This is a genomic window from Leisingera sp. ANG-M1, assembly GCF_000813745.1.
Lineage (GTDB): Bacteria > Pseudomonadota > Alphaproteobacteria > Rhodobacterales > Rhodobacteraceae > Leisingera.
The window spans coordinates 227,538-248,886 of record NZ_JWLC01000013.1 but is presented as its reverse complement, the minus strand read 5'-3'; the positions used below and the strand labels follow the sequence as shown (position 1 = coordinate 248,886).

The following is a 21,349-nucleotide window of genomic DNA, read 5'->3' as shown; positions in this document are numbered from 1 at the left end:
GGCACATAAGTGCCGGAGGACTGAGTTACCGGATTATTCCGCGTCTTCTTTCTTTTCTTTCTTCTCGGGAACAATCTCTTCGCCGGTTTCCTGATCGACGATCTTCATCGACAGGCGGACCTTGCCGCGGTCGTCAAAGCCCAGCAGCTTCACTTTCACTTCCTGGCCTTCCTTCAGAACGTCCGACGGGTGGTTCAGGCGGCGGTTTTCGATCTGGGAGACGTGCACCAGGCCGTCACGCTTGCCGAAGAAGTTCACGAAGGCGCCGAAGTCGACGATCTTCACAACTTTGCCGGTGTAGATCTGGCCTTCTTCCGGCTCTGCCACGATCGAATAGATCATGTCATAGGCCTTCTGGATGGCTTCGCCGTTCGGGCTGGCGATCTTGATCACGCCATCATCGTTAATGTCGACTTTGGCGCCGGACACTTCGACGATCTCGCGGATCACTTTGCCGCCCGAGCCGATCACTTCGCGGATCTTGTCGGTCGGGATCTGCATGGTTTCGATACGCGGTGCGTGGACCGAGAACTCATTGGTCTCGGACAGCGCTTTGCCCATCTCGCCCAGGATGTGGATCCGGCCGTCTTTGGCCTGGGCCAGGGCTTTCTCCATGATTTCCGGGGTGATGCCGGCAACCTTGATGTCCATCTGCAGCGAGGTGATACCGTTTTCGGTACCCGCCACTTTGAAGTCCATGTCACCCAGATGGTCTTCGTCGCCCAGGATGTCGGACAGGATCGCGTAGGAGCCGTCGTCTTCCAGGATCAGGCCCATCGCAACACCGGCAACCGGTGCTTTCAGCGGCACGCCTGCATCCATCATCGACAGCGAACCGCCGCAGACGGAAGCCATCGAGGAGGAACCGTTGGATTCAGTGATCTCGGAGACCACGCGCACGGTGTAGGGGAAGTCGGTCGGGGCCGGCAGAACCGCCTGCAGCGCGCGCCAAGCCAGCTTGCCGTGACCGATTTCGCGGCGGCCCGGGGAGCCGACACGGCCCACTTCACCGACCGAATACGGCGGGAAGTTGTAGTGCAGCAGGAAGTTGGATTTGAAGTTGCCGTGCAGCGCGTCGATGAACTGCTCATCGTCGCCGGTGCCCAGAGTGGTCACAACCAGGCCCTGGGTCTCGCCGCGGGTGAACAGCGCCGAACCGTGGGTCCGCGGCAGCAGCGAAGTTTCCGAAACGATGTCGCGGATCTCATCGGTGCGGCGGCCATCAATACGCTTGCCTGTTTTGACAACGTCGCCGCGCAGGATGCCGGCTTCCAGCTTCTTCAGCGCGGAGCCGAGGTTGGCGTCTTCCAGCTGCTCTTCGCTCAGCGCGGCCTTGATGGTCTCGCGGGCGGCGGCAACAGCGGCGGTGCGCTCTTGCTTGTCAGCGATGGCAAAGGCTGCGCGCATGTCGGCATCGCCAGCAGCTTTCACGGCTTCAAACAGCTCGGAGTAATCCGGCGGGGTGAAGTCGAAGGGCTCGTTTGCGGCTTCTTCGGCCAGCGAGATGATCAGGTCGATCACCGGCTGGATCTGCTCATGCGCAAAGTTCACCGCACCCAGCATCTCGGCTTCGGTCAGCTCGTAAGCTTCCGATTCCACCATCATCACGGCGTTCTTGGTGCCGGCCACTACCAGGTCCAGGCGCTGCTCGGGGTTGAGGCGCAGGTCCTGCATGTCGTCAACGGTCGGGTTCAGCACGTATTCACCGTCAACAAAGCCGACGCGGGCACCGGCAATCGGGCCCATGAACGGCGCGCCGGAGATGGTCAGCGCTGCGGAGGCCGCGATCATTGCTACGATGTCCGGATCATTGACCAGATCGTGGCTCAGCACGGTGCACATCACCAGCACTTCGTTCTTGAAGCCGGGGACGAACAGCGGGCGGATCGGACGGTCGATCAGGCGCGCGGTCAGGGTTTCTTTTTCGGTCGGGCGCGCTTCGCGCTTGAAGAAGCCGCCGGGCACCTTGCCCGCAGCATAGTATTTTTCCTGGTAGTGCACGGTCAGCGGGAAGAAGTCCTGGCCGGGCTTCTGCTGACGGGCAAAGGTCACGTTGGCCATGACCGAGGTCTCGCCCAGGGTGGCAATCACAGAGCCATCAGCCTGGCGGGCAACCTTGCCGGTTTCCAGTGTGAGCGTTTCCTCGCCCCACTGCATCGATTTTTTCGAAACGTTAAACATCTAGCGTATCCTAATTGGGAGCACTCCCGGCCCTCCGGGTCTCCCGTTTGCGTGGCGGCCCCATTGCCGCCGGCCCCATTTATCTTTGGTTCGCGTGCCGGGGCCTTGGCACATCGTCTCAGATAGGCCCGCCCATACAGCAGTTTGGCCGCGATTGAAAGGAAAAGCAGAAACCCTCAGGACGCAGCGGCAGGAGTCAGCCGGGCTGCAGCGCCCTGGTGCAGCAGCCGCCTCCGCCCTTGCCCCGGCGGGCGCGGCCGCAACAAAATGCACCCGCTCCTTACGGAGCGGGCGCTGGCATTAAATAGCAGAGGCGAGCACGGCCTCAATTGGTGGTTTCCAGCCCCTCCGGTCGGCCGGCGATGGCAAAATGGAGACCGTCGGGATCCATGAACTCCGCCGCAAAACGGTTCACGTCTTCCAGTGTGACAGCATTGATGCGGTCATTGCGGGTTTCCACATAGCTGATGGGCAATTCGTCCATCTGCATCCCCGTCAGGATCGAGGCAATGCGACCGTTGCCGTCAAACCGCAGCGGGTAGGCGCCGGTCAGATAGGTCTGGGCATCTTTCAGCTCTTTCGCTGTCACGCCCTCTTCAGCCATGCGGCGCCATTCACCGCGGATCACCTCCACCGCTTCGGCCATCTTGCCGTTGGCTGAAGCCACCGATCCCATGTAGACCGCTGCCAGGTCCCGCGGCACCAGGTAGGAATAGACCCCGTAGGTGAGACCGCGCTTTTCCCGCACCTCGGTCATCAGCCGGGTCTCAAAGGAACCGCCGCCCAGGACCTGGTTCATCACATATGCTGTGAAGAAATCCGGGTCCTCGCGCTCAATACCTTTCTGGCCGAACAGGGCCACCGATTGCGGAGTGTCGAAGTCCACTACGGTTACCCCGCCGGCGATGGAAACGTCTGCCGGCCCGGGGATCGGTGCCCCCTTGGCAGGCAAAGCGCCCAGCAAATCGTCCAGCAGCACACCCAGTTCTTCGGCGGTAATATCCCCGACCGCACTGACATAAAGCCTGTCGCGGGCAAATACCGCCTCGTAAGCATCAAAAATGTCCTGACGGCTGAAGGCCGAAACTGTCTCCACCGTTCCCTTGCCGTCGCTTCCATAGGGGTGGTCGCCAAAGGCCAGTTTTGCAAAAGCCTCGCCCGCAATCTTGTTCGGGTTCTTGGCGTCCGAGCGCAGCCCGGCCAGCACTTGGGCCCGCACCCGGTCCAGCGCGTCCTGATCAAAACGCGGCTCAACCAGGGTCTGGCGGAGAAGCGCCACGGCCTCCTCGCGGTTTTCGGTCAGGAAACGAGCGGAGATGGAAACCGAATCCCTGTCTGCGTCATAGGAAAAATCCGCAGCCAGCGCCTCCAGCGCGCGGGCATAGTCCTGTGCCCCCATATCGCCGGAACCTTCCTCCAGCAGCCCGGCCATCAGGTAGACCGAGCCGCGTTTGCCCGGCGCATCCAGCGACGTGCCGCCGCGGAAACGCAGTTCAAGCGCCGCAAAGGGAATCGCATGGTCTTCCACCAGCCAGGCCTTGATGCCGCCAGCAGAGGTAACCTCCTGGATCTTAATCCCCGCCAGGGCCGGCAACGCCATGAAACAAGCCACCAGCGATGCAGCAATGAGTTTTAGCAAGGTCATTGGGTCACCTCTTCGTCGCGGACCATCCAGCCGGTTACCGATGCCTGCGGCCGCAGCACCTCGTTGGCAGCGGCGATGATCTCATCTGCGGTGACCGATTGCAGGACATTGGGCCAGTCCTGGACATCCTGCACGGTCAGCCCGATGCTAAGCGCCTGGCCATAGCGGTTGGCGATGCCGTTCACATTGTCACGGTCATAGATTTCCGAGGCGCGCAGCTGCAGCTTGATCCGTTCAAGCTGCGCCTCGTCCACGCCCTCTTCAAGGAAACGGGCGATGGTGGCATCCAGCGCCGCCTCAGCCTCTTCCATGCTGACGCCCTCGGCCGGAACGATCAGGAAGGTAAAGGACGTGTCGTCCAGCGAGCTGCCTGAATAAAAGGCGCCGGTATAAACAGCAACCTGCTGATCGAATTGCAGCGCGTTGGCCAAGTAGGACGTATTGCCGGCGCCCAGCAGCTGCGCCAGCAGGTATAGCGCTGCAGCTTTCTCCTGGGCGCCGCTGTCACGTTCCGGCGCCAAATAGGAGCGCTGCACATAAGGCTGGGCCACCCGCGGGTCCTCGAAAGTGAGGCGGCGCGCAGCGGTCTGCGGCGGTTCCTGGCTGCGGAAACGTTCCGGCAGGTCCGGATTGGCGGGGATCACACCATAGTATTTCTCGGCCAGCGTTTTTACCTCCGCCGGCGCGACATCGCCTGAGACCACCAGGATGGCGTTGTTGGGCGCGTAGAAAGTCCGGTAGAAGGACAGCGCGTCCGCCATGTCCAGGCTTTCCATCTCGTGGCGCCAACCGATCACCGGCTGGCCATAGCGGTGGTTGAGGTACTGTACGGCCTGCAGCTGCTCGCGGAACAGGGCAACCGGGTCGTTGTCGGTGCGCTGGTTGCGTTCCTCCAGGATCACCTGGCGTTCGGTGGCAATATCCTCCTCGGAAAGGCGGAGATTGGTCATCCGGTCGCTTTCCATCTGCATCATCAGCTCCAGCCGGTCGGCAGCGACGCGCTGGAAATAGGCCGTGTAGTCATAGCTGGTGAAAGCATTGTCCTGGCCGCCATTGGCGCGCACGGTGGCGGAGAGCTCGCCCGGCGCCAGCTTATCGGTGCCCTTGAACAGGAGATGCTCCAGGAAATGGGCCACCCCGGACTGGCCCGGCGGTTCATCAGCAGAGCCGGCCCGGTACCAGACCATCTGCTGCACGACTGGTGCCCGGTGATCCTCGATCACCACCACATCCATGCCGTTGCCCAGTGTAAACGCGGTGACCGCTTGATCCTCGGCCCGCAAAGGGGCGGACAGGACAGCGGTCAGCGCTGCGGCGGCCAATGCGATCCTCTGGATCATCTGGCATCCTCCAATTTCTGCATCTGCGCCCTTGCCCAGGCCAGTGCGGTTACTGCTCTTTTCTTCATTGCAGCCACAAAACGCCGCCCTTTGCCAGCAGAAAGACTGCTGTCAACCTACGCTGCTGCTGGCGTCTTGCAAGACTGGCTGGCAGAAAAGTGAGGATCAGGACTCGTCTTCAGGCGGAGACGACGGTGTCGCCGCCCCGGCCCTGCGGAACTGCTCGCTGACCGCAAACGGATCCAGGCTCTGCTTCTTGTAAAGCTGGTCATACCGGTCGACCGGCACGATCTTGATCCGGCCCAGGTGGCGGTTGCGATGACGGAACTTGGCGTCTGCCTCGGCAAGGGTCTCCCGCACATCCGACTCAACGCCATAACGGCTGGACGCGGTGACAAGCGCGGCATCGCCGGCTGGCACGCCGTTCCCGGCAACCAAAGCGCCAGGCTTGCCGCCCAAGGCAGCCACCGCTTCGGCCTGCGGATTGACGTCCGTAAGATTGCTGCCGCCCGGCGTCGGCGCCGGCAGGCTGCTATAGTTTTCCGGGGCACTCAGCGGCTTGGAGGGCAGCACCAGAAACTCATCCGGGCCGGTTCCGGGCTTTTGCAGGACACGCAGCCCTTTTTGCGCGCAGCCGGACACAGCCAGCGCGCCAGCCAGAACGATCACTCCGAACGGGATCTTCATTGCCCCAAACTCCTGCCTGTTTCCCGGCGCTTTTAACGCATTTGCCGGCCAAGGTCTACGCAGGCTTTTTACGCCGCCCGTCAAAGAAAATCAGCCCCGCAGCGCCCGCGAAGATAAAGATGTCAGCGACATTGAACACAAACGGGTTCCGAATACCGCAGCAAGAGGTATTCAGAAAATCAAGCACATAGCCATAGAGCAGCCGGTCGGCCACATTGCCGAGCGCGCCGCCGATTACCAAGCCGGCCGACAGCTGCATGCCCCAAAACTTGTTCTGGCCGCGGCTGACCCAAACTGCCAGCACGGCGCAGATCACCACCGACAGGGTAATCAGGATCCAGCGCGAGGCCTCATCACCGCCGCCGAACAGGCCGAAGTTGATGCCGGTGTTCTCGCCGTAGCGGAAATTGAGGAACGGCGGCAGCACGTCGATCCGGTGGCGCTGGTCCAGCCCCATCACATGGATCACCCAGTATTTGCTGGCCTGATCGGCCAGCAAAGACAGGGCCGCGCCCCAGATCATCCAACGTGCTGCCATTTGCTTTGCTCTGCTTAGTGGCGGAAGTGGCGCATGCCGGTGAAGACCATGGCCAGGCCTTTTTCGTTGGCCGCCTTGATCACCTCGTCATCGCGCATCGAACCGCCCGGCTGAATCACGCAGGCACCGCCCGCCGCGGCCGCTTCGAGCAGGCCGTCAGCAAAGGGGAAGAATGCATCAGACGCCACGGCGCAGCCCTTGGCGAGGCTTTCTTCCAGACCCAGCTCAGCCGCCATGCGGCCCGCTTTGGCAGCCGCCACATTGGCACTGTCCAGTCGGCTCATCTGACCGGCGCCGACACCGACAGTGGCGTTGTCCTTCACATAAACAATCGCGTTGGACTTAACGTGCTTAGCGACTTTCCAGGCAAACAGCAGGTCCTGCATCTGGGCCTCGGTCGGAGCTTTCTCGGTCACCACTTTCAGGTCTTCCATGCCGACGTAGCCAACGTCCTTGTCCTGCACCAGCACACCGCCGGCTACCTGCTTATATGCGGTGATGGGCTTGCGCGGGTCCGGCAGGCCGTCGGTCAGCAGCAGACGCAGGTTTTTCTTGGCGGCAAAGATCTCCTTCGCCTCATCCGACGCACCAGGCGCAATCACCACTTCCGTGAAGATCTCGGTGATCTTCTTGGCGGTCTCCGCGTCCAGCGGCTGGTTCAGCGCCACGATGCCGCCAAAGGCCGAAGTGCGGTCGCAGTCGAACGCCTTCTGGTAGGCTTCGGCCAGGGTCGCGCCCTTGGCCACGCCGCAGGGATTGGCGTGCTTGATGATCGCCACGGCGGCGCTGTCGGCCGGATCGAACTCCGCCACCAGCTCATAGGCTGCGTCGGTATCGTTGATGTTGTTATAGCTCAGTTCCTTGCCCTGCAGCTGCACCGCGGTGGCCACGCCGGGACGGTTCGAGCCATCGGTGTAGAAGGCCGCTTCCTGGTGGCTGTTCTCGCCATAGCGCAGGGTCTGCTTCAGCTCACCGGCAAAGGCACGGCGGCGCGGAGTTTTCTCTTCGATCGCGGTGGCCATCCAGTTCGACACCGCGGCGTCATAGGCGGCGGTGCGGGCATAAGCCGTCTGCGACAGGCGCTGGCGGAAGGCGTAGGAGGTCTGGCCGTCGTTGGCGTCCAGCTCAGCCAGCAGCGCGTCATAGTCCTGCACATCGGTGACCACGTTCACGAACAGGTGGTTTTTAGAGGCCGCGCGGATCATCGCCGGGCCGCCGATGTCGATGTTCTCGATCATCTCGTCATAATCCGCACCGCGTGCCAGCGCCGCCTCAAACGGGTAGAGGTTCACCACCAAGAGGTCGATGGCGCCAATGCCGTGCTCGTCCATCGCGGCCACATGGGTGTCATTGTCGCGCAGCGCCAGCAAGCCGCCATGCACCATCGGGTGCAGGGTTTTCACCCGGCCATCCATCATTTCCGGGAAACCGGTCACTTCCGACACGTCCTTGACTGTCAGCCCAGCGTCGCGCAGCGCCTTCGCGGACCCGCCGGTCGACAGCAGTTCAACACCACGCGCATCCAGCGCCTTGCCCAGCTCAATCAGGCCGGTCTTGTCGGATACGGAAAGCAGCGCACGGCGTACGGGGTGAAGGTCGGTCATGGCAGGGCAGGTCCTTTTAAAGGCTCAGTCAAACGTCTCGGGTTCGTCCCGGTTCAGGTCTCGCACGGCAATGGCAGTCTCCTGCGCCTTGCTGAGCGTCCACCGGACGCGGGTGGCATACTCCATCGCCCGCCCGGATAAAACGATCTGTTTCGCCGCACGCGGCTTTAGCCGGGTCTTTTCCAGGTAAACGCTCGGCTCCAGCGACAGTTTGCAGGAACCGTCATGACGGAAAACCCAGATTTCCCCGCTCTTGAGCGCCATGGATACTGCCGCGCCGCCCAAGTCAAGGGCTGTGTCCACCTCGGGGTGCAGATGCAGGCGGATATCAAAGCCGATGCTATTGTCCGGACTTGTGCTGCAAACCTTTGCAAACCGGCGTTTGGCAGCGTCATCCAGCGCCACCAGCATATCCTCGCCGCTCAAGGCTCTCCCGTCAAATGACAGGTCCAGCGTACGCGCATGGGTCAGGCCGAAATGCGCAGCATAGCCATTGTGGCCGCCCTGAAACCGGTAGCCGTTGGCTAGATCGCTGACTTCCAACGGCACCTCATCCGGCGCCTCGATCAGCTCTTCATGGCCGGTGGTCTTGTGCGGCGGCGCCAGCCGGGCGCTGGAATGGCCCTCTATGCACAGGGTGGTATGCGAAGGGGTGGCCCGCCCTGCCCGGCGCCACTCAACGCCGAAACACTCACCCGAACCACAGTTCACGATCAACGGCCGCCGCCCTGAGGTGAGCTCGAACGCCATGGTCGAGGCGTGGCCGTAGTTCGAAGCCTTGCCCTTTGGCGGCGGCGAGGCATCGACAATCACCGAAGTGCGCCGTGCCGACAGCCGGGCAAAACCCATGGCCAGCCCGTCGGCATGGCGCTCTGCCACATGGCTGGCGGCCAGGGCATGATCGAGCCGCCCTTCCAAGCCGCGGCCGCCACCGTGGAACCGCGCCAGCCCGCCATCGCAGTGACGCAGGGTCCGCAAGGTGGGAGCAATCCGCTCGATAGCCGCTGAATGGGCGGGTGGCACGGCGCGCCCGGCCTCATGCAGGGCCGCCGCGGCCCAGGTCAGCAAGGTGAAGACCTCCAGCAGCTCTTCCGGGTTGCGGGTCGGGAGACCGCCTTGCTCATCAATCTGAGACACGCATTCCGCCGCCAGCGCCTTGACCGCCGGGTCCGCCAGTTCCTCGCGCCCCTGCAAGGCAAGGCCCGCATAAATCAATCCGCACAGGGCCTCGAACCGGGGCAACCCCGGGGCAGCGCCTTGCCAGCGCTGGGAAAGGTACCAGGTCTGGCGCGCCAGGGATCCATAGAAAGCTTCGGTCTCCTCCTGCTCCTTGCCGCTGAGCAGGAACAGCGCATGGTTGATCCAACGGATCACCCGCCGCCCAGTCAGATCCGGCAGCCAAGCCAGCCCGCCGCCGCGGCCATGCTGCGCAATCCAGCCCCAAACCCAGCGCTGCGCCTTGGCGCGGGCCTTGAAATCACCCACCGCAGCCAGATCGTCAAGCCAAGCAAACCCGTGCCGCTCTGCATCAAAGGCTGCATCCGGGGCGGTAACTTCCCACAAACCGGTGTCAGGCGATTCGACCAGGTAGCCCGCAAACAAAAGATTGCCCGCCACCAGCTGCCGCCCGCGGGCAAAGCTGCCGATGGTGCGCGGTTCGGGCTGCGACACAAAGCCGGTCGCGGCCGGCTGGCTGCGTGCCCGCCAGGCATAATACCGGTTCAGCAGCCGGGTGCCGCGGCTTGCCATTCTGTCGTAAGTGGACATGCTCTTCTGCCTCGCGCCGGGGGGTTACCAGGGCGTTTTGGCGCGAGCATAACGCGGGGTGCAGCGCAAGTCACCGGCGAATGCCGGAGGCGCCCCGGGGTCACGCGGATTTGCGCAGAAGAGCCATGTAGAAGCCGTCCATGCCGCCGCGATCCGCCCAGTAATCGGGACGCAGCCGCAGCCCGCCTTCTTCGGTGATCCACTCCGGCTCCACACCTGCGATCTGCAGCGCATCGCGGTCAGCCGCCATGTCCTCGAACATCTCAAGTGCTTCTTCCACCTGGCATTCACCCTCATCCGGCAGCAGCGAGCAGGTGCAGAACATCAGCCGCCCGCCAGGCTTCACCAGACTCCAGGCATGTGCCAGCATCTGTGCCTGCAGCTCGATCAGCTGGCCAAACTCGCTTCCGTCCTTGGCCTGCGGCAGATCCGGATGGCGGCGGATGGTGCCGGTGGCGGAACAGGGCGCATCCAGCAGCACGGCGTCATATAGGCCGTCTTGCTCCTGCGCGTCGCCTACGACAAGCTTCGCTTCCAGACCGGTTCGGGCAAGGTTCTCCCTGAGGCGTGCCATCCGCGGCTCTGACGCATCCACTGCCGTCACTTTCGCACCTGCGGCGGCCATCTGCATAGTCTTGCCGCCCGGCGCGGCGCAAAGCTCCAGAACATTTTCTCCTGCCTGCGCATTCAGAATACGGGCCGGCATCGCTGCAGCAGCGTCTTGAACCCACCAATCCCCCGCGTCATAGCCCGGCAGAGCCGAGACCTGGCCCGCACTGGCAATCCGCACTGAGCCCGATGGCAGCCCCTCTCCGCCCAAAGCGGAGAGATCGGCGCCCGGCTTGCCGGTCACATCCAGCGGGGCGCCTGCAAAATGCGCAGCTTCAATGCCCAGCATCGCCTCCGCGCTCCAGGCCTGCACCAGCGGTTTGCGCAGCCAGTTCGGCAGCCGCGGGGTGCGCAGCTTGGCCCATTCTGCCGGGCCTTCGTCCGCCACCTTGCGCAGCACCGCATTGACCAGCCCTTTGAGCTGCCCGTGACGGCGGTGCTTGGAGACAATTGCCACCATCGCATTCACAACCCCATGCGCGGCACCGCCTGCGCACAGCTCCACCGTGCCCAGCCGCAGCGCGTTCATCACCATCAGCGGCGGTGTCTTCTTCAGGTGCTTCTTCAGGATCCGGTCAGCCCGCTCCAGCCCGCGCAGGGTTTCCACCGCCAGCCGCTGCGCCCGTGCCCGCTCCTCAGGTGCCAGTTTTTCAAGCGCACCCGCGGCATAGCATTCCGCCAGAAGCCGCCCCTCTCCCAGAACCTGATCCAGCAGGTAGACAGCGGTGCAGCGGGCGTGATTGGCATCGGACATCTGGAAACTCCTAGGGCGCTTGGGTTGTTTGCGCCGGACAGGGGCGTATATCATGGCGCGAGCATAAAGGAACCCGCGATGAGCGAAGAGACTGCGCCCGAAAACAAAGATCTGCCACCCGCTGCCCTGCGCGCCTTGGCCGAAGCCGAGGAACGCCGCAAGGTTGCGGAAGCGCAAGAGCCGCGCCCCAAGGAGCTGGGCGGACGTGACGGCCCCGACCCTGCGCGCTATGGCGACTGGGAAAAAAAGGGCATCGCCGTCGATTTCTGAGACCCGCGCGAGGGCCAGCCCCCGCACCCCCGGAGTACTTGCTTCAAAGAAGAAGTGCTGGGGGCTTCTCTTTTGCACAAATACTCCTGCCAGAGGCAGCTGCCCGTTAGGGCCGCATATTTGCGCTCAGAGTCCCAGCACATCCACCATATCGTACTGGCCCGGGCCCTTGTCCTGGCCCCAGAGCGCCGCTTTCAGCGCGCCGCGGGCAAATATGGCGCGGTCGGTGGCCAGGTGGCGCAGCACAATGCGCTCGCCAGCCGCGGCAAACAGCACGTCATGCTCCCCTACGATGTCACCGCCGCGGATGGCGGTGAAGCCGATGTCGCCGCGCTTGCGGGCGCCAGTGATCCCATCGCGGCCGGAATCGCGCACATCCGCCAGTTTGACACCGCGGCCCTCGGCGGCAGCCTCGCCCAGCATCAGAGCGGTGCCGGAAGGCGCGTCCACCTTGTGGTGGTGATGCGCTTCGATCACTTCAATGTCGAAGTCTTCATCCAGCGCCGCAGCGACCTTCTTGGTCAGTTGGGTCAGCAGATTGACACCCAGGCTCATATTGCCCGCGCGCACGATCACCGCGTGGCGGGAGGCCGGCTCCAGCTGGGCAATCTGCTCATCACTCATGCCGGTCGTACCGATCACATGCACCGCGCGGGCCTGGGCTGCGAGCTTGGAAAATGCCAGGGTTGCCTCAGGCGCGGTGAAGTCGATCACCGCCTGCGCCTTGGAGAACGCCTCCAGCGCATCCGCGGTCACGGTGACACCAACCGGCGCGCCGCCCATTGCTTCGCCCACGTCGCGGCCAACCCAATCGTGGCCCTCGCGCTCAACCGCGCCTGCCAGCGTGGCCTTATCGCTTTCCAGCACCGTCTTGATCAGCATCTGCCCCATACGGCCCGAAGCGCCGGTGATCACGATCCCTGGTTTATGAGTCATTGGCCAATTCCCTTGTTCAAGCTGGATTTGTCCTACAGTGCCGGGCAGCGCTTGGCAAAGGCTGCGATCCGGCATAGATCGAGAATATGGCTAAGAATAAATTCCACGACGGCCCCGGGCCTTCCCAGCGCCAGCTTCGCGTCGGCGAACTGATCCGCCGCACTCTCTCCGAGGTGCTGGCGCGCGGCGATGTACATGACCCGGACCTGAACCGCATGTCGATCACCGTGGGCGAGGTGCGCACCTCTCCCGATCTGAAAATCGCCACCGCCTTTGTGCTGCCGCTGGGCGGCAAGGGTCAGGAGGATGTGCTGAAACTGCTGGCCCGCAACAAGGCTGAACTGCGCCGCAGTGTCGGCAAGAAGCTGGGGCTGAAGTTCACCCCCGATCTGCGCTTCCGGCTGGACGAGACCTTTGACCAGATGGACGACACCCGCCGGATGCTGTCCCAGGACGCGGTGCGCCGCGACGTGGAAGAGTGATCCGCCGGGCCGCCTTGCTGCTGGCCGCACTGTGGGCCGCTCCGGCGGCTGGTGCGGTAGACTGCAGCGATGTGGCCTATGCAGGCAACCGCTACTCGATTTGCGAGGTGGACGCGTCCAAGGAGCAGTTGCGGCTGTTCCTGCGCGATGGCGAGGGGCAGGTCTACGGGCATTTTTCGACCTTGGGCGAAGCATTGGCAGCGGACGGCAAGGCGCTGGCCTTTGCCACCAATGCCGGGATGTACCATGCTGACCGCTCACCGGTCGGCCTCTATGTCGAAGACGGCGATCAGGAAATGCGGCTGGTGACCAATGCGGGTCCCGGCAACTTCGGGCTGCTGCCCAACGGGGTCTTCTGCATCCGTGAAGGCCGGGCTGATGTGTTCGAGACCCTGGCTTTTGAAAAAAACAACCCGGCCTGCGCCCATGCCACCCAGTCGGGCCCGATGCTGGTGATCGACGGCGAATTGCACCCGCGGTTCCTGCCCGATTCGGACAGCTATTACGTGAGGAACGGCGTCGGCACCTCGGCGGATGGAAGCCGGGTTGTCTTTGCCATCTCGCGCAATGCGGTGACATTCCACCAGTTCGGCAGCCTGTTCCGGGATCACCTGAAGCTGCCCAATGCGCTGTATTTCGACGGTAACATCTCGCGCCTGCACGCGCCGCAGCTGGGACGCAGCGATGCCGGTTTCATGATGGGGCCGGTTGTGGGTGTGGTCGAAGACGCGCCTGCGGGCGAGTAACCAGGCTCTAACCCGGCCGTTTTCGCATCTGCCGCACCATCGGCACGGTGTAGATAATCAGTGCGGCCCAGATCATCGGGAAGGCGATCATCCGGGCGCGGCCGAATTCCTCGCCAAACAGCAGCACCGCCGCCAGCATGATCATTGTCGGCGCGATATATTGCAGGATTCCCATCGTCGACAGCCGCACCAGCTTTGCCCCGTTCGCATAGACGATCAACGGAACCGCGGTAACTACGCCGCAGCCCAGGAGGAGCGCGGTATCGGAGAGAGAGGCGCCGATATTGCTGCTGCCGGTGACAGTAAGATACCCAAAGTAACCGAGCGCGGGCGGCAGAAGAATCAGCACCTCCAGCAGGAAGCCCTGGTTGGGGCCGATCGGCAGGGATTTCTTGAAGAATGCATAGAATCCCCAAGTCAGGGTCAGACTGACCGCAACCCAGGGCACCCGGCCCGCCTCCAGCGTCAGCACAACCACCGCGGCAGCGGCCATGGCAACAGCTGCCAGCTGCGCCTTGCTGAGCGGCTCGCGCAGCAGCAGGGCACCCAGAGCAATGCTGAACAGCGGGTTGATGTAGTATCCCAGCGCCGCATCCAGCGCACGTCCTGCAGCGATGGACCAGACATAGATCCCCCAGTTGATGGAGATCAGCGCTGCGGTGATGCAGGCCATGCCCAGCATCCGCGGGTTCTTCAGCGCCGCCTGCAAATCCTTGGTGCGGCGCAGGATGATCAACAATGCCCCCGCCACCGGCACCGACCAGATCACCCGGTGGGCGACAACTTCGGCCGCAGGGATGTGCGAGAGCGCCTTCATGTAGAGCGGCAGGAAGCCCCACAGCAGATAGGCGGTAATGGCAAAAGCCAGCCCGCGGGGGGTATCCGTGTTTTCAGGGGTTTGCTGAGTCATGCCGCGCTCCTGTGCAGGGTGCAGTTATGACCGGTTTTGAACGCCTTGAAACTTCGTTTTCTGTGATACCAGGCATTCAGCCGCGTTATGGGTGCTGGCTTACAAACAAAAAAAACGGCCCCGGAAACCGGAGCCGCAAGTGGTGTTTTGGGGTGTGGATGTGCGTCAGGCTTCCAGAGACCGGCGCAGCATTTCCACGTCTTCAGCGATCTGCCCATCGGTGAGCTTCAGCTCCTCGATGCGCTTGACGCCGTGCATCACAGTGGTGTGGTCGCGCCCGCCGAAGCGGCGGCCGATTTCCGGCAGGCTGCGGCTGGTCAGCTGCTTGCACAGATACATCGCCACCTGACGCGGACGCGCATAGGAACGCAGGCGCTTGGGGCCGATGATGTCGGACATGCGGATGTTGTAATACTCGGACACTTTGCGCTGGATCTCTTCGACGGTGATCTTGCGCTCAGAGGCGCGCAGCACGTCGGCCAGGCAGTCCTGGGTCAGATCCATGTCAATCTCGCGGCCGACCAGCGAGGCAAAGGCGAACAACCGGGTCAGCGCACCTTCGAGCACCCGCACGTTGGTCGAGATCCGGTGCGCCAGGAACTCCAGCACGCCATCGGCGATGCGCAGGTCCGGGTAAGTCTCGCGCTGCTGCTGCACTTTGGTCTGCAGGATACCCAGACGCAGTTCATAGTCGGTGGGGTGCAGATCCACCACCAGGCCGCACTGCAGGCGGGATTTCACCCGGTCTTCCAGGTCCTTGATCTCACCCGGCGCGCGGTCGGCCGAAATGATAATCTGTTTGTTCTGATCCACCAGCGCGTTGAACGTGTGGAAGAACTCCTCCTGGGTCGAATCCTTGCCGGCAATGAACTGGACGTCATCCACCATCAGCACGTCGACCGAACGGAACAGATGCTTGAAGTCCATCATCTTGCGCTCGCGCAAGGCCTGCACAAAGCGGTACATGAACTGCTCCGCCGACAGGTAAAGCACGTTCAAGCCTGGGTTCTTTTCCTTCAGCTCCCAGGCGATGGCATGCATCAGGTGGGTTTTACCCAGGCCAACGCCGCCATACAGCACCAGCGGGTTGAAAGTGACCGGACCGCCCTCACCGACGCGGCGCGCAGCGGCGTGGGCCAGCTCGTTCGGCTTGCCGACCACAAAGCTGTCGAAGGTAAAGCGCGGATCGAGCGGTGCCGCTTGCAATGCTTCCAGCGTGTCCTTGCCTGCCGCCGCAGCCGGCGCCGGGGCGGTCAGCACTTCTGCATCGTCCGCCATCCCGGCATAGCTGTCGGCAACGGCAGCCGGCTGCACCAGGCGTGCCGGGCTGTTGGCCGCGACCCGGAAAGCCAAACGCTGCACCGGCTCGCCGGCCATGGTCAGTTCATGCAGAATCAGATCTGCAAAATTCTGGCTGACGTAATTTCCCATGAAATTCGTCGGCACTTTGAAGACGGCGACCCCGCCGTCCACAGTGTCAAATTCCAGGGGCTCAATCCAGGTCGTGAAATTGTTCTGGCCAACCGTCTTCAACAGCCGGTTCCTGAGCTGTCCCCATTTTTCTTCTGTCATGCTGCGCCTCACGCGTCCCCAAAAAGCAGCGGCCCATTTGCCGGGCCAATTCTATCGTTACCCCCAAAGTATCGGGGGCCGTTCACACACAGAGCTATTGTGTGCGGTCCATTGCTGGCCGCATTGCCCGAAGGCTGCACGTTCGCTTACAAACAGCAAAAACAGCCGCAGAAGGCGGCATTTGCCGTCACGAACATTGTCGCACACAATTGAGACAAGGCTGCTGTTTGGTAACCAATACAGCAGTGGGTCCCGGTCAGACCTAACACAAGTGTGCCGTCTGTTCCGGACAACCTGACAACCTTGATGCCCGTCAAGATTGCCGCGAGCAGCCTGTCCCCCCAGCGAGTGAATCGCTGACTTATTGGTAGCAATTCGGAGGGGTCAGCAGCAACGAAACTATGATGTTGACTCTGCCTTTGGGGATAAAGAATCTCTCGCGCCTGCAGCAGCCGGCCAAGGCTTTTCCCAAAAAACAAGGCGCTGCAATCTGCAGCGCCCTGACATCTTTTCAACAGTGCTTGAGGCCGCCTAAGCGGGCGAATCTCAGCCCAGCGCCTTCACGCGTGCGGACAGGCGCGAGATTTTCCGGGAAGCGGTGTTTTTGTGATACACACCCTTGGTGACGCCGCGCATCAGCTCGGGCTGAGCGGCGCGCAGAGCTGCGGTTGCAGCTTCCTTGTCGCCGGACGCGATGGCTTCTTCAACTTTACGCAGGAAGGTGCGGATGCGCGAACGACGGGCTTTGTTGACGGCAAAGCGCTTTTCGTTCTGACGTGCGCGCTTCTTGGCCTGGGGCGAATTTGCCATGATGTCTGACCTTATCTCGGGTTCTGTTTCTATCGGACGCAATGCCAGCCAGCCCCGGATCAGTCACCGGTGTGATTCTAGCCAAAGCGGGCTGCACGCGCATGTATGACGGCGGCATTTATCCAACTCTGCGGGGAATTGCAAGGGGCCGCCCCCGAAAGCAAAACGGCAGGCCACCAGGCCCGCCGCTCAGCAACTTCTTCAACCGGGCATTACTTATCCCGGAACTGCGCCTCGCGCTTCTCCAGGAAGGCCGCCATGCCTTCTTTCTGGTCTTCGGTGGCAAACATCGAATGAAACACCCGGCGCTCGAACAAGAGCCCCTCGTTCAGCGGCAGCTCATAGGAACGGTTCACCGATTCCTTCACTGCCATTGCCGTCAGCAGCGATTTCTCGGCAATCTTCTGGGCCGCGCCGGTGGCTTCCTCGATCAGCTTCTTGGCCGGCACCACGCGTGACACCAGGCCCGCACGCTCGGCTTCCTCAGCGTTCATGAAACGGCCCGTTAGGTTCATGTCCATCGATTTCGACTTGCCGACAAAGCGGGTCAGCCGCTGGGTGCCGCCGATCCCGGCCACGACGCCCAGATTGATTTCGGGCTGGCCGAACTTGGCAGTCTCGGCGGCGATGATGAAATCGCACAGCATCGCCAGCTCGCAGCCGCCGCCCAGCGCGTAACCGGCCACAGCAGCAATCACCGGCTTGCGGATCGCCGAAATGCGGTCATTGGCATCGGCAAACAGGTTGGTGGAAAACACCTCGGTGAAACTCATCTCCGACATCTCCTTGATGTCGGCACCGGCGGCAAAGGCCTTCTCGGATCCGGTCAGTACGATGCAGCGCACCTTGTCGCTGGCATCAGCTTCCTCAAGAGCATCGCAGAGCTCTCCGATGAGCTCCTGGTTGAGCGCGTTCATCGCCTCTGGGCGGTTCAGTTTAATAAGGCAAACGTGGTCCTGCACATCGACGGTGATCGTCTCGTAGGCCATGATTTCTCTTTCGGTTGTTCCGTTCAGTCCTGAGTCCTTACCAAAAGGGTCCCTCTGATCAAGCTATCTTTGGCACTTTACACAGTAGAAGGTGGAGCGCCCGGACTGGGTGATTCTGGCAATTGACCCTGCGCAACCCTCGCGCCGGCACGGCTCGCCCTCACGCCCGTAGGCATCAAAGGAATGCTGGAAATATCCAAGCTCACCAGAGGCTTGCCGGAAATCTTTCAGCGACGACCCGCCTGCACTGATGGCATCCTGCAGCACTTCGCGGATGATCGGAACAAGGACTGCAACCCGCTGCGCTGAAATCTGCCCGGCCTTGCGGCGTGGCGAAATTCCCGCACGGAACAGCGCTTCGCAGACATAAATGTTACCGAGGCCCGCGATGATTCCCTGATCCAGTAATGCCGATTTCACCGGCGTGTTGCGCCCTTTGAAGGCGGCAACCAGGTGGTCCTCGTGGAAGTCATTGCCCAGAGGCTCCGGCCCCAGCACCGCCAACAGCTTGTGGGATTCGGCGGTGGCGGTCTCCAGCAGATCCATCGCCCCGAACCGGCGGGGATCGTTGAAAGTGATACGGGCTCCGTTGTCCATGTCCAGCACCACATGGTCGTGCTTCTCCGCTTTGGGATGCTCATGCACGAACTGCCCCAGCGGATCGCCGGACACCGTCATACGGCCCGACATGCCCAGGTGAATAAGCAGCGTTTCATCGGTATCCAGGTCCGCCAGAATGTATTTAGACCGCCGCCGCAACCCACTCACGCGCGCTCCGGTCAGGCGTTCCGCCATTCGCTCCGGAAACGGCCAGCGCAGATCCGGGCGGTTCACTGCCGCCTTTGTGATCACCGCCCCTTCCATGGCAGGCGCCAATCCGCGTTTCACCGTCTCGACCTCGGGCAATTCTGGCATTACACCCCTCCTGAACCAACGGGCCGCATTGTGCCTGCCCCACAGCGCCTTATAACAAGGGCGAAACTCAGCAAACGGCAAGCCTCATGAGCGAAAACACCACCCACTTTGGTTTCGAAACCGTCCGCGAGGAGGAGAAGGCAGGCCGCGTGCAGGGGGTCTTCAACTCGGTCGCCTCGAAATACGACATCATGAACGACGTCATGAGCGTGGGCATCCACCGGGTCTGGAAGGACGCGATGATGGATTGGCTGGCGCCGCGCCCGGGCCAGCGGCTGCTGGATGTAGCCGGCGGCACCGGCGACATTTCCTTTCGGTTCCTAAAACGCGCAGGTTCCGGCCATTCCACCGTGCTCGACCTCACCCGCCCGATGCTGGAAGAAGGCCGCAAGCGCGCCGAGGCCGAGCAGATGGCCGACAGCCTCGACTGGGTCACCGGCGACGCCATGAAGCTGCCGTTCAAGGACAACACTTTCGACGTCTACACCATCTCCTTCGGCATCCGGAACGTGACCCGCCCGCAGGAGGCCCTGAACGAGGCCTACCGGGTGCTGCGCCCCGGCGGGCGGCTGATGGTGCTGGAGTTCTCGCAGTTGCCCAACGACGGGTTGCAAAAGCTCTATGACCTCTATTCCTTCAATGTGATCCCGCGGATGGGACAGATCATCGCCGGCGATTACGACAGCTATCAGTATCTGGTGGAATCGATCCGCAACTTCCCCGATCAGGAGACCTTCCTGAGCATGGTCAAAAAGGCCGGGTTCGGGAACGCCAAGTACCGCAACCTGTCGATGGGCATCGCGGCCCTGCATTCCGGCTGGAAGATCTGATCCATGCGCGGCCCTCATAATATCCTGCGCCTGATCCGCACAGGCGCCACTTTCGAGCGCACCGGCGCCATGCATTCGGTACTGGAGGCGTTTGAGGCCCCCAAGCCCTTGCGCATCCTGGCCCGCACCCTTGGCTGGCCGTTCAAATGGCTGGGCTACAAGGGCGATGCCGCCATGCCGCCAGAAACCCGCGCGCTGAACGCGCTGGGGCCGGCCTATATCAAATTCGGTCAGGTGCTTTCGACCCGTCCGGACGTCGTGGGCAAGGATTTGGCCAATCAGCTGCGTGTGCTGCAGGACAAGCTGCCGCCATTCTCCCGCGCTGAGGCGTTGGCCGAGGTTGAAAAGGAACTGGGCCGCCCCGCCTCCGAGATTTTCTCAGACTTCAGCGATCCGGTAGCCGCCGCCTCCATCGCCCAGGTGCACCGCGCCACATTGGCTGAGACTGGCGAGGAAGTGGCCGTCAAGGTTCTCCGCCCCGGCATCGAACGCGCTTTCAACAAGGATGTGGACGCCTTCTATTTCGCCGCCCGCATCGTGGATCTGTTTGCACCCGGCGCGCGCCGTCTGAAACCGATGGATGTGATCGAGCATTTTGACGGCGTTGTGCAAGGTGAGCTGGACCTGCGGCTGGAAAGCGCCGCCGCCTCGGAATTCGCGGCCAACACCGCCAAGGACGAAGGTTTCCAGCTGCCGGAAATCCGCTGGGGCTATTCTGCCCGCCGGGTGATGACCATGGGCTGGGCTGATGGCGTACCGCTGGGCGACAACGACGCGCTGGACGCAGCAGGCCATGACCGCAAGGTGCTGGCCGACCGGGTGCTGTCGCTGTTCCTGCGCCACGCGCTGCGCGATGGCTACTTCCACGCCGACATGCACCAGGGCAACCTCAAGGTCGCAAATAACGGCGATATCATCGCCTATGACTTCGGCATCATGGGCCACATTGATGAGTACACCCGCCGGGTCTATGCCGAGATCCTTTATGGCTTTATCAAGCGCGACTACAAACGCGTGGCCGAGGTGCATTTCGAGGCGGGTTATGTGCCAGCCAACCGCGACGTTGATGAATTCGCCCGCGCCCTGCGTGCAGTGGGCGAACCGATCTTCGGCATGGATGCCTCGCAAATTTCCATGGGGCGGCTGCTGAACTATCTGTTCGAAGTCACAGAACGTTTCGGCATGGAAACCCGCACCGAACTGATCCTGCTGCAACGCACCATGGTGGTGGTCGAAGGCGTTGCCCGCTCGCTGGACCCGCATATCAACATCTGGGAAGCCGCCCGGCCGGTGGTCGAGGATTACATCAAGAAGTCCATCGGCCCGCGCGCGGTAGTCACCGACCTATTGGACACCGCCAAGGTGATGGCGCGTTTCGGCCCCCGCCTGCCTGCGCTGGTCGAGCAAGCGCTGATTGCCCAGGCACAGCAGAACGGCTCTCAAAACCGCGGCGGTGCCGGCTGGCTGGCCCCGGCGCTTATGGGGGCCGCTGGCGGCGCGGGCCTGCTGGCCGTGGTTATGCTGCTGATCTGACCCAAAGCAGCACCTGCCGCTTCTTTCTGGTTAAAAACATCCCGGGGGGGAGCGCCGCCAGGCGCGAGGGGGCAGCGCCCCCCACCGGAGCCTTGCCCTGCATCCAGGCAATGGCTGATTTCAACAACACCTGCCATCTGCGAGGCAGCATAGCGTTCGAGCGGAATTGCCTCCCCTCGGTTCCTTGCGCTAGGCAATGGCCATGCTCATGGCCCTCTTGAAAAGCCGGCT

The 21,349-nt window shown here is 62.5% G+C and carries 18 protein-coding genes and 1 pseudogene; 5 read left to right on the top strand and 14 right to left on the bottom strand.

Annotated elements, in window-relative coordinates:
• Positions 1 to 33: 33 nt before the first annotated feature.
• From pnp to RA19_RS12060, 8 genes are all read right to left on the bottom strand, one after another.
• Entirely contained in the window at positions 34 to 2,181 is a 2,148-nt protein-coding gene (gene pnp / locus RA19_RS12095; protein ID WP_039162849.1) for a polyribonucleotide nucleotidyltransferase, read from the bottom strand.
• Positions 2,182 to 2,506: 325 nt separating this feature from the next.
• Positions 2,507 to 3,826 carry a M16 family metallopeptidase gene (locus RA19_RS12090; RefSeq protein WP_039162847.1) on the bottom strand — a complete coding sequence of 440 codons (1,320 nt, stop codon included), beginning with the start codon at positions 3,824 to 3,826 and terminating at the stop codon, positions 2,507 to 2,509.
• Positions 3,823 to 5,166, bottom strand: coding sequence for a M16 family metallopeptidase (locus RA19_RS12085; protein WP_039162845.1), 1,344 nt, complete (start codon positions 5,164 to 5,166; stop codon positions 3,823 to 3,825). Before RA19_RS12085 ends, RA19_RS12090 begins: the two co-directional genes overlap by 4 nt.
• A 165-nt stretch (positions 5,167 to 5,331) precedes the next feature.
• Positions 5,332 to 5,853, bottom strand: coding sequence for a DUF3035 domain-containing protein (locus RA19_RS12080; RefSeq protein ID WP_039162843.1), 522 nt, complete (start codon positions 5,851 to 5,853; stop codon positions 5,332 to 5,334).
• Positions 5,854 to 5,908: 55 nt separating this feature from the next.
• Positions 5,909 to 6,391: a signal peptidase II gene (lspA, locus tag RA19_RS12075; RefSeq protein ID WP_039162840.1), complete on the bottom strand. Its 483-nt coding sequence runs from the start codon at positions 6,389 to 6,391 to the stop codon at positions 5,909 to 5,911.
• Positions 6,392 to 6,405: 14 nt separating this feature from the next.
• Entirely contained in the window at positions 6,406 to 7,995 is a 1,590-nt protein-coding gene (purH, locus tag RA19_RS12070; RefSeq protein ID WP_039162838.1) for a bifunctional phosphoribosylaminoimidazolecarboxamide formyltransferase/IMP cyclohydrolase, read from the bottom strand.
• 24 nt (positions 7,996 to 8,019) lie between these two features.
• Positions 8,020 to 9,762 carry a heparinase II/III family protein gene (locus RA19_RS12065; RefSeq protein ID WP_039162836.1) on the bottom strand — a complete coding sequence of 581 codons (1,743 nt, stop codon included), beginning with the start codon at positions 9,760 to 9,762 and terminating at the stop codon, positions 8,020 to 8,022.
• A gap of 100 nt (positions 9,763 to 9,862) precedes the next feature.
• Positions 9,863 to 11,125, bottom strand: coding sequence for an RsmB/NOP family class I SAM-dependent RNA methyltransferase (locus RA19_RS12060; RefSeq protein WP_039162835.1), 1,263 nt, complete (start codon positions 11,123 to 11,125; stop codon positions 9,863 to 9,865).
• A 78-nt stretch (positions 11,126 to 11,203) separates the two neighbouring features.
• On the opposite strand from RA19_RS12060, the gene RA19_RS12055 reads away from it, so the two are divergent.
• Positions 11,204 to 11,395, top strand: coding sequence for a DUF1674 domain-containing protein (locus RA19_RS12055; protein ID WP_039162834.1), 192 nt, complete (start codon positions 11,204 to 11,206; stop codon positions 11,393 to 11,395).
• A 126-nt stretch (positions 11,396 to 11,521) separates the two neighbouring features.
• Here RA19_RS12055 and dapB read toward each other — a convergent pair whose 3' ends face one another.
• A complete protein-coding gene (dapB, locus tag RA19_RS12050; protein WP_039162833.1) occupies positions 11,522 to 12,331 on the bottom strand; it encodes a 4-hydroxy-tetrahydrodipicolinate reductase in 810 nt (269 codons plus the stop codon).
• Between the two features lie 86 nt (positions 12,332 to 12,417).
• Between dapB and rbfA the strand changes: the two genes are divergently transcribed.
• Both rbfA and RA19_RS12040 read left to right on the top strand, forming a co-directional pair.
• Complete coding sequence (rbfA, locus tag RA19_RS12045; protein WP_039162831.1) at positions 12,418 to 12,813, top strand: 30S ribosome-binding factor RbfA; 396 nt, start codon at positions 12,418 to 12,420, stop codon at positions 12,811 to 12,813.
• Positions 12,810 to 13,559 carry a phosphodiester glycosidase family protein gene (locus tag RA19_RS12040; RefSeq protein ID WP_039162828.1) on the top strand — a complete coding sequence of 250 codons (750 nt, stop codon included), beginning with the start codon at positions 12,810 to 12,812 and terminating at the stop codon, positions 13,557 to 13,559. The genes rbfA and RA19_RS12040 overlap by 4 nt, the downstream gene beginning before the upstream one ends.
• 7 nt (positions 13,560 to 13,566) lie before the next feature.
• Here RA19_RS12040 and rarD read toward each other — a convergent pair whose 3' ends face one another.
• From rarD to mutM, 5 genes are all read right to left on the bottom strand, one after another.
• Positions 13,567 to 14,469 carry an EamA family transporter RarD gene (gene rarD, locus RA19_RS12035; RefSeq protein ID WP_039162827.1) on the bottom strand — a complete coding sequence of 301 codons (903 nt, stop codon included), beginning with the start codon at positions 14,467 to 14,469 and terminating at the stop codon, positions 13,567 to 13,569.
• Positions 14,470 to 14,634: 165 nt separating this feature from the next.
• Positions 14,635 to 16,041 carry a chromosomal replication initiator protein DnaA gene (gene dnaA, locus RA19_RS12030; protein WP_039162826.1) on the bottom strand — a complete coding sequence of 469 codons (1,407 nt, stop codon included), beginning with the start codon at positions 16,039 to 16,041 and terminating at the stop codon, positions 14,635 to 14,637.
• Between the two features lie 546 nt (positions 16,042 to 16,587).
• Entirely contained in the window at positions 16,588 to 16,851 is a 264-nt protein-coding gene (gene rpsT / locus RA19_RS12025) for a 30S ribosomal protein S20 (RefSeq protein WP_008556347.1), read from the bottom strand.
• A gap of 212 nt (positions 16,852 to 17,063) precedes the next feature.
• A complete protein-coding gene (locus RA19_RS12020) occupies positions 17,064 to 17,840 on the bottom strand; it encodes an enoyl-CoA hydratase (RefSeq protein ID WP_039162823.1) in 777 nt (258 codons plus the stop codon).
• A 63-nt stretch (positions 17,841 to 17,903) separates the two neighbouring features.
• Positions 17,904 to 18,755 (bottom strand): bifunctional DNA-formamidopyrimidine glycosylase/DNA-(apurinic or apyrimidinic site) lyase, encoded by an 852-nt coding sequence (mutM, locus tag RA19_RS12015; protein WP_039162820.1) that lies wholly within the window; start codon positions 18,753 to 18,755, stop codon positions 17,904 to 17,906.
• An 83-nt stretch (positions 18,756 to 18,838) separates the two neighbouring features.
• On the opposite strand from mutM, the pseudogene ubiE reads away from it, so the two are divergent.
• A pseudogene (gene ubiE, locus RA19_RS12010) lies at positions 18,839 to 19,585 on the top strand (bifunctional demethylmenaquinone methyltransferase/2-methoxy-6-polyprenyl-1,4-benzoquinol methylase UbiE); the annotation flags it as partial.
• Positions 19,586 to 19,588: 3 nt separating this feature from the next.
• A complete protein-coding gene (gene ubiB / locus RA19_RS12005; protein ID WP_039162816.1) occupies positions 19,589 to 21,118 on the top strand; it encodes a 2-polyprenylphenol 6-hydroxylase in 1,530 nt (509 codons plus the stop codon).
• The last annotated feature ends 231 nt before the right edge of the window (positions 21,119 to 21,349 follow it).